Source organism: Microcoleus sp. AT9b-C3 (genome assembly GCF_036705485.1).
In the GTDB taxonomy this organism is placed as follows: Bacteria; Cyanobacteriota; Cyanobacteriia; order Cyanobacteriales; family Microcoleaceae; genus Microcoleus.
The window spans coordinates 170,776-185,500 of sequence record NZ_JAUBUR010000010.1 but is presented as its reverse complement, the minus strand read 5'-3'; the positions used below and the strand labels follow the sequence as shown (position 1 = coordinate 185,500).

General features: G+C 44.7%; 14 protein-coding genes. 7 read left to right on the top strand and 7 right to left on the bottom strand.

Translation table 11 applies throughout. From position 1 onward, the window contains the following. Positions 1-3: 3 nt before the first annotated feature. The 3 genes from atpH to QUB77_RS12225 all read left to right on the top strand — a co-directional run bounded on the left by atpH (position 4) and on the right by QUB77_RS12225 (position 3,363). The gene (atpH, locus tag QUB77_RS12235) at positions 4-549 is read left to right on the top strand and encodes an ATP synthase F1 subunit delta (RefSeq protein ID WP_333170357.1); all 546 of its coding nucleotides are present in this window, start codon (positions 4-6) and stop codon (positions 547-549) included. 217 nt (positions 550-766) lie between these two features. Then, positions 767-2,284: a F0F1 ATP synthase subunit alpha gene (atpA, locus tag QUB77_RS12230; protein WP_333170358.1), complete on the top strand. Its 1,518-nt coding sequence runs from the start codon at positions 767-769 to the stop codon at positions 2,282-2,284. A 128-nt stretch (positions 2,285-2,412) separates the two neighbouring features. Next, positions 2,413-3,363, top strand: coding sequence for a F0F1 ATP synthase subunit gamma (locus tag QUB77_RS12225; protein WP_006631110.1), 951 nt, complete (start codon positions 2,413-2,415; stop codon positions 3,361-3,363). Between the two features lie 280 nt (positions 3,364-3,643). On the opposite strand, the gene QUB77_RS12220 is transcribed toward QUB77_RS12225, so the two are convergent. The 4 genes from QUB77_RS12220 to QUB77_RS12205 are packed head-to-tail and all read right to left on the bottom strand — an operon-like array spanning position 3,644 to position 4,729. After that, positions 3,644-3,952 (bottom strand): DUF2442 domain-containing protein, encoded by a 309-nt coding sequence (locus QUB77_RS12220; RefSeq protein WP_333170359.1) that lies wholly within the window; start codon positions 3,950-3,952, stop codon positions 3,644-3,646. A 26-nt stretch (positions 3,953-3,978) separates the two neighbouring features. Further along, positions 3,979-4,191: a helix-turn-helix transcriptional regulator gene (locus QUB77_RS12215; RefSeq protein WP_333170360.1), complete on the bottom strand. Its 213-nt coding sequence runs from the start codon at positions 4,189-4,191 to the stop codon at positions 3,979-3,981. A 52-nt stretch (positions 4,192-4,243) separates the two neighbouring features. Continuing rightward, positions 4,244-4,456, bottom strand: a complete 213-nt coding sequence (locus QUB77_RS12210) for a helix-turn-helix transcriptional regulator (protein ID WP_333170361.1) — start codon at positions 4,454-4,456, stop codon at positions 4,244-4,246. A 60-nt stretch (positions 4,457-4,516) separates the two neighbouring features. Further along, positions 4,517-4,729 carry a helix-turn-helix domain-containing protein gene (locus QUB77_RS12205; RefSeq protein ID WP_190735550.1) on the bottom strand — a complete coding sequence of 71 codons (213 nt, stop codon included), beginning with the start codon at positions 4,727-4,729 and terminating at the stop codon, positions 4,517-4,519. A 201-nt stretch (positions 4,730-4,930) separates the two neighbouring features. Between QUB77_RS12205 and QUB77_RS12200 the strand changes: the two genes are divergently transcribed. Next, positions 4,931-5,374 carry a hypothetical protein gene (locus tag QUB77_RS12200; protein ID WP_333170362.1) on the top strand — a complete coding sequence of 148 codons (444 nt, stop codon included), beginning with the start codon at positions 4,931-4,933 and terminating at the stop codon, positions 5,372-5,374. 133 nt (positions 5,375-5,507) lie between these two features. Here the strand turns inward: QUB77_RS12200 and QUB77_RS12195 are convergent, their stop codons facing one another. Further along, complete coding sequence (locus QUB77_RS12195; RefSeq protein ID WP_333170363.1) at positions 5,508-8,975, bottom strand: tetratricopeptide repeat protein; 3,468 nt, start codon at positions 8,973-8,975, stop codon at positions 5,508-5,510. Between the two features lie 59 nt (positions 8,976-9,034). Further along, positions 9,035-9,967 carry a hypothetical protein gene (locus tag QUB77_RS12190; protein WP_333170364.1) on the bottom strand — a complete coding sequence of 311 codons (933 nt, stop codon included), beginning with the start codon at positions 9,965-9,967 and terminating at the stop codon, positions 9,035-9,037. Positions 9,968-10,210: 243 nt separating this feature from the next. On the opposite strand from QUB77_RS12190, the gene QUB77_RS12185 reads away from it, so the two are divergent. The 3 genes from QUB77_RS12185 to QUB77_RS12175 all read left to right on the top strand — a co-directional run bounded on the left by QUB77_RS12185 (position 10,211) and on the right by QUB77_RS12175 (position 12,967). Then, positions 10,211-10,855 (top strand): PD-(D/E)XK nuclease family protein, encoded by a 645-nt coding sequence (locus tag QUB77_RS12185; RefSeq protein ID WP_333170365.1) that lies wholly within the window; start codon positions 10,211-10,213, stop codon positions 10,853-10,855. A 194-nt stretch (positions 10,856-11,049) separates the two neighbouring features. Beyond that, positions 11,050-11,589: a Uma2 family endonuclease gene (locus tag QUB77_RS12180; protein ID WP_333170366.1), complete on the top strand. Its 540-nt coding sequence runs from the start codon at positions 11,050-11,052 to the stop codon at positions 11,587-11,589. Positions 11,590-11,785: 196 nt separating this feature from the next. After that, positions 11,786-12,967: a GTPase gene (locus tag QUB77_RS12175; RefSeq protein ID WP_333170367.1), complete on the top strand. Its 1,182-nt coding sequence runs from the start codon at positions 11,786-11,788 to the stop codon at positions 12,965-12,967. 45 nt (positions 12,968-13,012) lie between these two features. Here the strand turns inward: QUB77_RS12175 and QUB77_RS12170 are convergent, their stop codons facing one another. Further along, entirely contained in the window at positions 13,013-14,428 is a 1,416-nt protein-coding gene (locus tag QUB77_RS12170) for a 2-polyprenyl-6-methoxyphenol hydroxylase-like oxidoreductase (RefSeq protein WP_333170368.1), read from the bottom strand. Positions 14,429-14,725 lie beyond the last annotated feature (297 nt).

Below are 14,725 nucleotides of genomic sequence, written 5' to 3'. Positions count from 1 at the left end.
AACGTGAGTACAGTCAGCACAGAAGTCTTACAGCCTTACGCATCTGCCTTGATGTCACTGGCTCAGTCCAACAATCTCTCAGAGAAGTTTGGCGAAGATATTCGTTCCTTGCTGAGCCTGCTAGAAGGTTCGGAAGAATTACGTCAATTTTTAGGCAATCCGCTGGTAAAACCGGATGCTAAAAAAGCCGTAATTCAGCAAATAGCGGGTGAAGAAATGAGCCCCTTGATGCACAGCTTTCTGAAGCTATTAGTAGACAAAGGAAGAATTGTTTTTTTAGAAGGAATTGGCAAACAATACTTGGCAAGGCTCCGAGAACTCAACCAAACAGTATTGGCTGAAGTTACATCGGCAGTCCCGCTTTCAGACGCTCAACAGCAGACTGTTCGCGAGAAAGTGCAGGCGATGACCAGCGCTAGTCAAGTAGAAATTGAAACCAAAATAGACGCAGATTTAATCGGCGGTGTGGTAATCAAAGTAGGCTCTCAAGTAATTGATGCCAGCCTGCGGGGACAATTGCGCCGTCTGGGACTTCGCTTGAATTCCTGATTTAAGGAAGCAGGAGGTTCGGCAACGGATTATGTAACGGATGTAACGGATAGAAGAAGGAAGAAAGAACAAGGGAAGAATCAAACAGGAATTAGGAATAAATTAATTTCTGTTTTCGAGCTGTTATTCCCCAATTCTTACTACCAAATCCCTATTCTTTCTTGCGGAAAACATCGACAGACAACTAACAACTGACAACTGACAAATAATAACTAACATGGCAGCAATCAGACCTGACGAAATTAGCAGCATTATTCGCCAGCAAATTGAGCAGTACGACCAAGACGTAAAAGTCTCTAACGTCGGTACTGTTCTGCAAGTAGGCGACGGCATTGCTCGGATTTATGGCTTGGATAAAGCCATGTCTGGGGAATTGCTAGAATTTGCCGACGGCACCGTGGGCATTGCACTGAACCTGGAACAAGATAACGTCGGTGCAGTGTTGATGGGCCAAGGTCTCGGCATTCAAGAAGGTTCGGCAGTTACTGCTACTGGCAGAATTGCTGAAGTCCCCGTTGGTGAAGCAATGTTGGGACGGGTAGTTGATGCTTTGGCCCGTCCGATTGACGGCAAAGGAGAAATTAAAACTACTGAATCTCGCTTGATTGAATCTCCGGCACCGGGGATTGTTTCTCGCCGTTCTGTTTACGAACCCATGCAAACAGGAATTACCGCTATTGATGCGATGATTCCGGTGGGAAGAGGACAGCGGGAACTGATTATCGGTGACAGACAAACCGGTAAAACTGCGATCGCGATCGACACGATTATTAACCAAAAATCGGAAAACGTGATCTGCGTTTACGTAGCGATCGGCCAAAAAGCTTCTACAGTAGCTAACATCGTCAACGTCCTGCAAGAAAAGGGCGCGATGGACTACACGATCGTAGTAGCAGCAAACGCTAGCGACCCCGCCACCCTGCAATACTTGGCTCCCTACACAGGTGCTAGCTTAGCCGAGTATTTCATGTACAAAGGCAAGCACACTTTGGTCATTTACGATGACCTTTCCAAACAAGCACAAGCTTACCGCCAAATGTCCTTGTTGCTGCGCCGTCCTCCCGGTCGCGAAGCTTATCCCGGAGACGTATTTTACCTGCACTCTCGCTTGCTAGAACGCGCTGCTAAATTGAGCGATGATTTGGGCGAAGGCAGCATGACTGCTTTGCCAATTATCGAAACCCAAGCTGGCGACGTTTCTGCTTACATTCCGACGAACGTAATTTCGATTACCGACGGTCAAATCTTCCTTTCTTCTGACTTGTTTAACGCTGGTTTGCGTCCTGCCGTAAACCCCGGTATTTCGGTATCGCGGGTAGGTTCGGCAGCTCAAACGAAGGCGATGAAAAAAGTAGCCGGTAAGGTGAAATTGGAATTGGCACAGTTTGAAGAACTGGCAGCATTTTCTCAGTTTGCTTCTGACTTGGATAAAGCTACTCAGAATCAATTGGCGCGTGGTCAGCGCTTGCGGGAACTGTTGAAACAGCCCCAAAGTTCTCCTCTGCCGATGAACGAACAAGTGGCTGTTATCTATGCTGGCATTAACGGCTACATGGATGACATCGATGTGGACAAAGTAACCAAGTTTACTGTTGGTTTGCGCGACTATTTGCGGACTAGCAAGCCGAAGTACGGCGAAATTGTTCAAGGCGGAAAAGCCTTGACTGATGAAGCTGAGAAGCTGCTGAAAGAAGGCATCACTGAATACAAGCAAAGTTTTCTAGTTTCTGCGTAGACAAGTAGGAATTTTGAACCGCAGATGAACGCGGATTAACGCAGATAATCTGAAGTTAATCTGCGTTACTCTGCGTTAATCTGCGGTTTTAATTAAGAAGATGCGGGCAAGGATGTAAGGAGAAAGTTATGGCAAATCTGAAAACTATTCGCGATCGCATTAAGTCGGTCAAGAACACTAAAAAGATTACAGAAGCGATGCGTTTGGTGGCCGCTGCAAAGGTGCGCCGGGCTCAAGAACAGGTGACTGCTACTCGGCCTTTTGCCGATCGACTGGCAGAGGTATTGTACGGTTTGGCGGAACGCTTGCAGTTTGAAAACCTGGATTTGCCGCTGCTGAAAAAACGCGAAGTGCGATCGGTGGGACTGTTGGTAGTTTCGGGCGATCGGGGTTTGTGCGGCGGCTACAACAGCAACATCATCAGATACGCCGAAAATCGCGCTAAGGAAATCAAAGCTGAAGGCTTAGACTACAAATACGTGTTGGTAGGACGCAAAGCTACTCAGTATTTCCAGCGCCGCGAACAGCCGATCGATGCTACTTACGCTAACTTAGAACAAATTCCCACAGCACCGGAAGCGGCACAAATTGCTGACGAATTGCTTTCCTTGTTCCTGTCGGGAACTGTGGACAGAGTTGAGCTAATTTACACCAAGTTTGTGTCGCTAATTAGTTCGCGTCCGGTAATTCAAACTTTGCTGCCCCTCGACCCCCAAGGTTTGGAAACTCCCGATGATGAAATCTTCCGCTTGACATCGCAAGGCGGACAGTTTCAAGTATCGCGCGAGAAGGTTGCTTCACCTACGAAGAGTTTGCCCAGGGACATGATTTTCGAGCAAGATCCGGCGCAAATTCTGGAGGCTCTTTTGCCCTTGTATTTGAACAACCAATTGCTGCGGGCTTTGCAAGAGTCTGCTGCTAGCGAGTTGGCTGCGCGGATGACGGCGATGAATAATGCTAGTGAGAATGCTAGCGATTTGATCGGTAGTTTGACGCTGACTTATAACAAGGCGCGGCAAGCGGCAATTACTCAGGAAATCCTGGAAGTTTGCGGCGGTGCTGAGGCTTTGAACGGTTAGGTTAGGGTTGACAGTTTGTTGATTTTATGGTATGCGTCTGGGGGAACTCAGGCGCTTTTTTTTAACAGTTAGATCCTTGATAATATCAGGTTCGATTAAATAGATATAATTTTTGTATGGGCGGGTTCACCAATAATAATTGGCTAAAACCGACAATCTCATAAACCCCCCCGGCCGGTTCTTATCAGATATAATTCGGCGGTTGAAACCGCTTCTAAACAAACGAAGTCCGCCTGCGCGGACTAAGAAATAAGGAGGATTATTAAAGCCGGATTTGGTATTAGAATATCTTCCCGCGTTCCTCTAACCACCGCTGAAATGACTTCTGACTTTCTCCAGATGGTTTACCGAGAATGATATTTTTGATGCTAATGTCTTCGTCAATATCGGGCCAGTGGATTCCATCATTTCCACCAATAAATCGCCAATTATTGCGTTCGTTTGGTGTGCTATGCAATAGCCGAGGATACCAAGCTAAAGGCACGGAAATAGTACGACCATCGGATAGATAGACTGTTAGCGCGTCGTCTGTAACAACTACGTTTTGTGCTTGGGGGATTTCTAGCAACTCAACCATTAAAGAAGTCATTCCAACCTGCTAATAATTGCGATCGCCTACTCTTTTACCACCTCAACCAAATCTTCCACCATCACGTCAAAAGTACGTGCCAACTTCAGCAGACAAGTAAAATCAACCATTGCCATTCCTGGAGAACGTGAATAGGTGCTGAGTGTGCTGTAGATGACTCCCGATCGCTCTGACACCTCTTTGATCGTCCAGCCTTTCTCAGCAGCCAACTCTCGAACCCGCAATCTAATTAAACCCATTGACAGACCACTAGATTTAGTTTTTAAGGATTTTATCGTAAAGGTTGATCGACTATTCCTGCACTATCTCGTACAAATCTTCAATCATCACATCGAATGTTCTGGCTAACTTGTGCAAAGCCGTCACGTCAATCGTTGCTAATCCGGGCGATCGCGCGTAGGTTCTCAGGGAACTGTACACCACTCCAGAGCGATCTGACACTTCTTTGAGCGTCCAACCCTTCTCGTCCGCAAATTCTCGAATCCGCAATTTAATTAAGCCCATAAGCTCTTGACAGATGATCTATATAGGTCAGATAATAATTTTATCGTAAAAAGCGATCGCTCACTCCTGCACAATTTCCACCAAGTCTTCAATCATTACATCAAAGGTGCGAGCCAATTTGTGTATAGAAATAAAGTCAATGGTTGACACTCCCGGACAGCGGGCGTAGTGTCTGACGGTGCTGTAAATTACTCCCGATCGTTCTGAAACTTCTTTCAGCGTCCAGCCTTTCTCGCTAGCTAGTTCTCTGACTTTTAACCTGACTAAACCCATACTTGACAAATGATGGTACACCATCATAGGATGGTTTTATCGTAAAAAGCGATCGCCCCAACGTCTGGAAAACTCAAGGACGATCGCCTATCAAAGTTCAAATCCCATATAAGGGACTGCTCTATCTATCAAATTCCCCAATCAGGAATCTATCTATCCCAATCAGGAATCGATCTATTCAAATCAGGAAACTTATCAACTATGTTAGCAAGCTTTCGACCAAAATCAACCCCCAGACACAGATTGAGCCGGTTTGTGACAAAAGAGGCGATCGCGCGACTGCTGAAAATCAAGGTAGAACAAATATATCGCTTCGAGTGCTGGGCGCATATCCTGTACGTGCACGCCAAAGGCATGAGTCGGTTTGTGAGTTATGCCGACTTTCCGCCTGTTTTGGGAGTGGAATCGCCCTCTGGTTTAGATTTTGGTTATTGGAAGCGCCGGATAGCGAGTCAGAAACAGAGACACGCGCCGGATTTTTGGGTGGATTTTTATGCGGATAGATTTCAGAAAGCTGTTTGTGTTTCTGAATTGTTGGAGTGGGGGGAAATGGTGGGGGTGATTAAATTGATGTTGGGGGCGATCGCCCTGGAGTCGCTGCGAAAGGTTTATGCACAAGAGAAATCTCTGCTGGAACATTTCTAAATTAGTCCTAGACGCAGGGGTGGTTAGAAACCGGGTTTTTTGCCCAGAAGACGCCATGCAGCCCGCAGATACGGTAAAAAACCCGGTTTCTGTAGTTGTAATGTGTCCAGGAATGTAAATGCTGTTGTTTCTCCTACGCCAAACCCTGCGACACCAACCCCGCCCAATTATAGGGACTGACAAACGGCAATTCTTGCCGACAAAGCCAGTCTAAACGCAATCGCACATTTTTGACAATTTCTGCTTGTTTTTCTCCTTTTTGTTGCTCAAAATAATCCTCTAACAGGGGTTTATATTTACTAGATAACTCATCACCTGTAAAGTTGCGTAGCTTAAATTGTGCTTTTTGCAGCGCTTGCGATCGGCTATTATCCTGCTTTTCCTGATAGTATAAAATGCAAAATAAAGCGGTTGCTAAATCATCCACAGCCCACAAGGTACTGACCACATTTCGCGCACCCGCACAGAGGAAACCGCTAGCAATCGAGAGCGGGTCGTCGGTAATTTGGGTAAAAGTTAAATTGGTTTCGCAGCAGGAGAGGAACACTTCGGCTAAGTCGGAAAATCTCCATGTAAAAACACGACCGAGGTTGATATCGCCATCAAATAAATGCAGTTTTGATTCTAGGGAATTATTCAGATCGGCACTGGCGTGATGGCTGGAATGGAGGACTTGCACTTCGTTGAGTAAATTTTGATAGTTGCCGATCGTCGCTTGCTCATATTCGAGGCGGGAATTTTTATCAATTTGGTGCATGGTTGCCAGGGTTTCGCACTCGTAGGCAGTGAAAACGAGGTCGCCTGTGGCATTTTCTACGATTCCCATTGTCGCAGGTTTGAGGTTGCCTCGCTGGTGGCAAAAGTTGAGAATTTGGCAACTGGGAACGATGCGGATGCGGAATTTATCGCTGAGGTACTCGGGTTGTTTTTGGGGCGGGGTTTTCGTAGGGGTGAGGGTGGGTTTGCTGAGAGGTTTTAAGCCGCGTGTTCTGTCGGAAGCTGTATCGCTGTGGGGAATGGGAATCTCGTTTAATGGTAAGGCAGCAAAGGGAATTTGATGCAGGTACAGGTGAGGGATGATAATCAGTTCTTTGATGCCGTTGAGATGTTGGGGAATTAGTTGATTAATTTGCAGGCGGTTAGCGAGTTCGTGGAGAACTTCACCCATTTGATTTCGCCATGCGGTTTGGTTTTCGACATAAGGCTTTAACCAGTTGTTCAATAGCCAATTTTGCAAGGTTTCAAGTCCTTGACCTTCGCAGGTGTGGAGTTTGGTTGCTTGATTTTGGCGCAAGATGAAAATGTGGGTATGCTCATCAGTGGTGTAACAATTGAGGATGGCGGTTTCAGCATCGGGAATTAAGGCTTGCATCTGGTCGAAACTGAGGGGGGCTGGTTGCAATTGAGCCGCCAAAACTTGGTCTTTGCTGCGAATTTTCAGCCAAGCTTTCTGTTTTTCATCTTCTAATTCTTTAATCCTTTCGATGATAGCGTCGCCGTTGGGGGTTGGTTGGCGAGTGGCTGGGAGTGCTTTCATTTCGTCATTGTCAGAAGAACGCAAGCGATCGCTTTGTTGTTGCAGGCGATAGTATGCTTCGACTTCGGGGGGAATTTCGCCTTGGGGGTAGAGGTCTTTGCTGGCGAATAAGTCGGCGAGGTGGCGCGATCGGGAACGATCGGCGGTTTCGACGGCTTTATCGTATTGTTTGAGGTTGATGTAGCATTGGACGGCGTTGGTGTAAACGGAGATGGCTTCTTTAATGATTTCTTGGCGGCGTTTGTCGGTGGTGGAGCCTTTGCGGAGTTGTTCGACTGCTTTTATGGCGGGTTCGTATCCTTCTAAGGCGAGTGACCAGTCGCCTTTTATCAAAGCAATGTTACCGAGGTTTTGACCTGCTGTGAAACACAGGGGAGGTATGGTTTTGGGAGTAGCAATTTTGAGGCTGTCTTGATAGTTTTTAATGGCTTTCTCTGTTTGCTGCAATTTCCGGTAAGCATTCGCAATGTTATTGAGAGAGGTTGCTTCTCCAAGGCGGTTTTTGATTTCCCGACCAATAGCTAAATACTGTTCGTGGAAAGCGATCGCTTGTTCATATTCTCCCAAAGAGTGGTAAGCACTGCCTAAATTTCCCAGAGAACTTGCTTCCCCAAAGCGGTCTTTAATTTCCCGACTAATGCCTAAACACTTTTTGTATAAATTAATTGCTCGTTCAAATTGTCCGAGAGAAAGGTAGGCACTGCCTAAGTTTCCCAAAGAAGCCGCTTCCCCTTGACGGTCTTTGATTTCCCGACTAATGGCTAAAGACTGTTCGTAGAACCTGATCACTCGTTCAAATTGTCCCAGAGAAAGGTAAGCACTGCCTAAATTTCCCAGAGAATTCGCTTCCCCTTGACGGTCTTTGATTTCCCGACTAATGGCTAAAGACTGTTCGTAGAACCCGATCGCTCGTTCATATTTTCCCAGACAATGGTAAGCATTACCTAAATTTCCCAGAGAAGCCGCTTCCCCTGAGCGGTCTTTAATTTCCCGTTTAATAACTAAAGATTGTTCGACGAAATCTATTGCTCCTTCATATTCTCCCAGAAAGTGGTAAGCAATACCTAAATTTCCCAGAGAATTTGCTTCCCCTCTGCGATCTTTGATTTCCCGTTTAATAGCTAAAGACTGTTTGTGGAAATCTATTGCTCGTTCATATTTTCCCAGAGCGTTGTAAACATTGCCTAAATTTCCCAGAGAATTTGCTTCCCCTCTGCGGTCTTTGATTGCCCGACTAATACCTAAATGCTTTTCGTGGAAAGAGATCGCTTTTTCGTATTGTCCCAGAGAGTCGTAAGCATTGCCTAAATTTCCCAGAGAATTCGCTTTACCAAGAGGGTCTTTGATTTCCTGTTTAATGACTAAAGACTGTTTGTGGAAATCGATCGCTTTTTCATATTGTCCCAGAGAGTGGTAAGCGTTGCCTAAATTTCCCAGAGAAGCCGCTTCCCCTGAGCGGTCGTAGATTTCCCGTTTAATGGCTAAAGACTGTTCTTGGAAATCTATTGCTCGTTCATATTGTCCCAAAGAGTGGTAAGCATTGCCTAAATTTCCCAGAGAAATCGCTTCTCCTGTGCGGTCTTTAATTTCCCGACTAATATCTAAATGCTTTTGGTGGAAATAGATCGCTTGTTCATATTCTCCCAAAGAATCGTAAGCCAAGCCTAAACGTCCCAGAGAATTAGCTTCCCCTTCCTGGTCTTGAATCCCTTGATAAATGATAAGGCACTGTTGCCAGCACTGAAAAGCGACAATAAACTGGCTAATATAATATTGAATTCTTCCCCAACTCAATAAAATATCGGCTGTCTGTTTTCTGATTGCCGTTGGCTGATGATCATTACCCAGAAACTTACCCAATTCTAAGCCAATGTTAGTTAAAAAGTTAGCCTCATTTTGGTTGCCATCATTATCAAATTGTTTGGCGACTGCGATTATCGTTTCCAAAAGTCCGGGATCGAGTAAGTCAAAGTGTACGTTTAATATTTGCGCTTCTTCCCCGTTGGAACATTCGAGCAGTTTTTGGATGAGTTGCCAATAGGTGGCGCTGCGATTTTCGTACATTGTTGTTTTCCTATCTTCTCTGTGATTATTTGTACGACTACTAACTACAATTAGGCTGTTTAGACGACATCAAAAGTTTGATAAAATACTTGCCACTTATCTTGTTTTTCCAACTGTTCAAATAACTCCTTAATCCGTTCAGCATTCCATTCTGGTAAAGCTTCCTCTTGACGGGGAATCAACCAATCTAAATTTAAATGCTTCTCCACTGCAATTGCTAAAAATTCTTCCTGTCCAGTTTGCTCAAAAATAAACTTTTGCTCAGTTTTCCCTGCAAAAGACTCGCTTTGTGGTAGGCAAAAATGCGATTTCTTGATGATAGAATTCACCGCATAACCGAAAGAGGGACAGAGCAAAAATTTTCCCTGTTCGCTGCGATTAAATAACAGCAACTGATAATTCGGACATTCTAAATCAATCGCCATCCACAGTTCCTCATTTGCAGGAATTGTTGGCTTTATTTCTGGTGGTGGAAGTCGCAAAGTTGGGGATCTAGTCCCTGCTTGCAATGCTGACATTTCCAAAAACTGTAGCCAATTGGGAGGCGATTTAGCTTTTTCCTGCAAAATTTGCCAGCCATTTTCATCAAGCCACCGCAGGTATTTATGATGCCACAGCCAATCATAAACGACTTCCCAAGTACCTCTTTCTCCCTTTTTTCCATTCAGTAAGCTATCAACATCAACCCCATCGGTTCTCATTTCCGCTTCATATAGACCTGAAATTGCTTTTTTGTGTTCGGTTTCTAATCTCCCTACCATTGCACTCACAATATTTTGCACCGTTGTGCCGATTGAACTTGCATAATTTACACCTCCAAGAAGAGGATCTTTTGGCATTAAGTTTTCAGCAATTTCTTTGTGTTGAACTGCAACAGGGCGATTTTTATCGAAGCGCAGTGGGAAAAATAATGACTCTCTATCATTAAACGCCGGCTGCGTTTTCATTTCTGCAGCAATGTCGTCAAGAAACTTTTTTTGTTCAGGAGTCATCGGGATACCTCTGATTATACAACGAGCGAGAAACCGGGTTTCAGAAACCTCTCTTTCAACCTAGCACATCCCTAGCCGAAATAAAAGGCACTAAAAGCCTCAAACTATTTCAACTATTTAGACTATTTTAACTAAATAAACTAAGTCGCTATAAAAACACCTAGGTCAAGGGTATTGCCAACTATGTCAACTTTTTTATAGTGAAACTATGAACCAGGAATCTTAACTAAAAGGAAGTTGATTATGAAGCTAGTACAAGCGCAAAAAAGATTCAATCCCTACGCCACTGTAACTGGGATTGCCGAAGTCTTAGCAACCGAAAAAGATTGCCTACACGCATTATGGCAACGAACTCACTATCAATTTGAAAAACAACCCAGTACCTATGACCCCTCAGAACATGAAGAAAAGGTGATTCAACGAGCAGTACAACTGCAAAAAAAAGGTTTCATCGTCTATGTTGAAAATCAAAATTCATTCAAATATAAAGGTCAAATGTTTGATATCTGCGTTGCCGGCAGACCTGATATCATTGCTATCAAAGATGATTGGGCTGTTGTCGAAGATATCAAAACAGGCAAGCGCAAAGATTCACATAAAATGCAAGTGCTTCTCTATATGTCAATGTTGCCCTTTGCCCCGGAAACCAAAAATATGTTTAAAGGTCACATTCCGCACGGGCGCTTAGTTTATCGAGATGGCATTTTAGATATTCCCAAGTGGTATGTTAATGAGCAATTTAGACAGCGTTTGCAGCAGTTAATTGCCATGCTTTGTAATTCTCAACCTCCCCACCCAAAACCTAGTGATTGGGAATGTCGCTATTGTAAAGTTCCCTCTGCGTGCTGTTCTGTAAAAATGAGCCGAGCAACTGATTTATTTGCATAAGTCGATCGCCGGAAATACCCGTAATGCCGACAACCGATAGGTTAAAAGCTGTCGCTATTAGAAGCAACTCAGCCTGCGTTGCTCGGCCTGACGGCGTTACAGTATAATTTCAGCAGTGTGGGTCAAAGTGCGATCGCCAAGGGCGATCGGTCATAATAGTAACAAGTGAATTTTGTAAAAACGAGGAAATAACTATGGTCACTGCTACCATAATATCAGACAATTTAGCTCTAGAAGAGTTCACGGTCGCTCCGCCCGATAACATGGAATTGGTAGACGGCCAACTTGTGGAGAAAAATGGCATGACACTAAAGACGGGTAAAATTCAGTTAAGCCTGGGGGATGCTTGGAAAAATTACAAAGATTCTAGCGGACAAGGTGGAGAAGCTTATGTCGAGGTTCCTTGCCGCACTAACCGACAAATTCGCCGTCCCGATGTCGCTTATCTCACACCCGAATTAGTTGCACAATTTGGCAATCTTGCCACTTTACCCCAAAGTTTTCCGTTAATTGCCGAAATAGTTTCACCCACCGATATCGGTGAAGATGTATTTCTCAAAGCACAGGAATATTTAGAATCTAGCTGTCAGGAAGTCTGGTTAGTTTTTCCCGAAAGTCGTTTAATATTCGTGATGACTCAAAATCAAATATTGACATTTAGATCCGGCGATACCGCCAGCACCCAACAAATCCTGATCGGTTTTAGCATCGATGTCGATCGATTGCTAGCTTAAACTAAATTCTACAACCTTTCATTTAGCAGCACGCGACACAAAACACTCCTCTACCCGTTGCACCAGTTCTTAAATCAAATTGCTACAATATTATTAAGACTCCCCCAGTCCGCATTCGCGGACTTCGTTTGTAGAGCATCGGAATTCTATTCGGTGGTATTTAATTAATATCCCACCATAATCGGAGCAAACCGCCATGTCAGACGACTTTTCCCTAGACGAGCTTTTAAATAGAAGTTACTACGCCTTCAAAGAGGCAGAAAACCAAGTGGGACAGTGCAATGTTTTAGTCATCGGCAAAACCGGCGTCGGCAAAAGTACCCTAATAAATTCCGTTTTTCGCCAACGCTTAGCAGAAACCGGAGTCGGCCGCCCCATCACTCAAGGCATTCGCCAATATACCAAACCGAATTGCCCAATTACCGTCTACGATACTCCCGGACTCGAACTCAACGCCGAACAAATTAAAATTATTCAATTAAACGTTGCTAAACTAATTGAAGATCAAAGACTCCTGCACCCCAAAGAACACATTCACGTCATCTGGTACTGTATCAATCACAGCGCCAATAGAATAGAATCTGTCGAGGAAAACTGGCTAAAAGAAATGGAAGTCAAAGAGGTACCAGTTCTTTTAGTGCTGACTCAGACGACATCTAAAAAGCCGGGCGAGTTTTTCAAGCAACTGGAACACATGAATTTACCAGTCAGTCAAATCATCCCTGTGATGGCTGAACCGGAAGAAATTGATGAGGATTATACAGTAAAATCTCACGGTTTAGATAAATTGGTAGATGCAACCTTTCAACTGCTGCCGGAAGTAGCTAAGAAAGCTTTTGTTAAAGAACAAATTGCCAATATTGCCCTCAAATCCGATATGGCATTTAAGTATCTAAGTGCTTATGTTGCAGGTTCTGCAATTGTCGGTGCGACTCCTGTACCGTTTGCTGATGCGCCGATTTTGATGACGATGCAAACGGCAATGATTGCTAATATTACTGTGATTTTTGGAATGCCCTTTGATAAGGGCTTTATTTCGGCGATGCTGTCTGCTATTAGCGGCACAGGGGGGGTTACTGCTGTTGGCCGAAGTATTGTTACTAATTTGATTAAAATGATTCCTGGTGCGGGTACTGTTGTCGGCGGTGCAATCTCCGCTGCAACCGCAGCAACTCTCACGCTTGCTCTCGGTTTGGCTTACATTGAAGTGCTTAAAGCTTATATGAAAGCTCAAGTTAATGGGGAACAACTTTCTTTGCAGCAGTTGACAAAGATGTTTGTGGATTTTTATAAGGATTATGCTAGTTCTGGGCGTAAAACTTTGAACGATGACAAACAGAATCCACCTAAGCCTCCCAATCAAATTAATATTGAATAAATGGGTAAGTGGGAATAAGTGAGTGGTAATTTGTAAGAGTTGGTCTTACAAAGGAGTCAATGACTTCTTAACTTGACTTGAGTTCGATCGACCTGCCAGTACCTGCTTTAAGACCTGCAACAAAATTCGAGGTTGAAACAGGGTGCCAGGAGATTTCAGCATATGGAACACTTCAAACAAACTGAGTGTAGTTTGAGTGTCGCGAACGGTTAAATGAATGACTTGGTTCATATACCATCCCATGAACTTGTTTAGGGCGCTGGAACCCTTAATAGGCCCTCGAAAGCTGGGGTATTTAGCATCTTGAGTCGTAGAGGCAATCCAAGGCCCTGCATTGATCTGTGCTAGTCGTTTCTGAAATGTTTTTGCTAATCCAGTTAGGCTGGGTGAGGGTTGTCCGACAAGGTTTTGCAAACAGGCATCTAAGGTCTTCACCCCCAATGCGGCTACGGTCATACCTTGACCGTAAATTGGCGTGAACGAACAAACAGCATCTCCTAAAACCAAAAACCTTTCGGGTTGTCGCTTCAGAGTTTCGTAGTGGTATAACCGATTGCCCGGAGGATAGTAAATTTCGATCGGCGTACAAGGTTGGGCTTGCTTGAGAGCGTTGTAAATCATAGGGCTGGGTAACTGCTGGAGCGCATCCAAAAGGGCAGCTTCATCTTTTGGGAGGCGGTGGGGTGCAGTGGCACAGAATCCCAGAAGCCAACGGTTATTTTCAATCGGGTACATGATAGCCATTGAAGTTCGTTCGGGTGGAGCCGCTTGCAGGTACACGCCTTTCCAATCGGATTCAAATCCCGCAGGAATCTCGTAGACGCGACCGGCGTATCCCATGCCAGTTGTAATCCTTGTTTCCTTTGGTGCTTCATAGCCCAATTCTTTCAGCCATTTGGGGGCTTGCGAATTAAACCCGCTGGCATCCACCACCAAATCAGCGACTAATGTATGCTCTTGAGTCTCTCCGGTTTGCTGGCGCTGCCGGACTTTCACTCCAGCAATGCTCGTTCCATCAGGAGTTGAAATGAGCCCAGTGACATAGCTTTCCTCCAGGAAATGAAGCTGATTCGTTCCCGCTAACCTGCAGTAAATCAACCAATCCAAAATGCACCGACTGAAAGAGAGCACTGTAAATCCAGAGGGGAAACGAGCAGTCCAGCCAAAAGGATTGAGCCATTCCACATCGGCTCCCATATCCACAGAGACCGCTCCTTGAGCAATGAGTTCTGCTTCCAAGCCCGGAAACAATTCTTCGATAATTTGACGGCCTCGGGTCAGCAAAAGGTGCAGTTGAGTGCCTTGAGGAATGCCCCTGCGGGGTTCTGCTTGAAGAGGAAAACAATCTCGTTCAATGACTGTCACCTGCTCAAAATAATCAGTCAAAATCCGAGCAGCCAGCAGTCCGGCAATACTCCCGCCAATTACCACCGCCTGACGACCCAAAGTTGAATTTGTCATGATTTCATTTTTCCTATAAATACAATTAAACTGTCTTCTAGTCACAGGTCTGAAAACTGACTGCAAATATCTGGCTTGGGATTAACTTACCCAGATTAAGTAGGTAAGCGCAAATAAACCTGACCGTGTAACAGAATATAAAGCTATCCTAACTCCTGGGATGGCCTCAAAAACCTCGTTTATTCATAAATTTATCGTTAGTTAACACAAAGTTAGTAGAAAACTGGTTTCGACGCACCGCGGCTGGCTAGAAGCCCACCCCACAATAAACAGTTCGCAAAATTAGTATAAAACTGG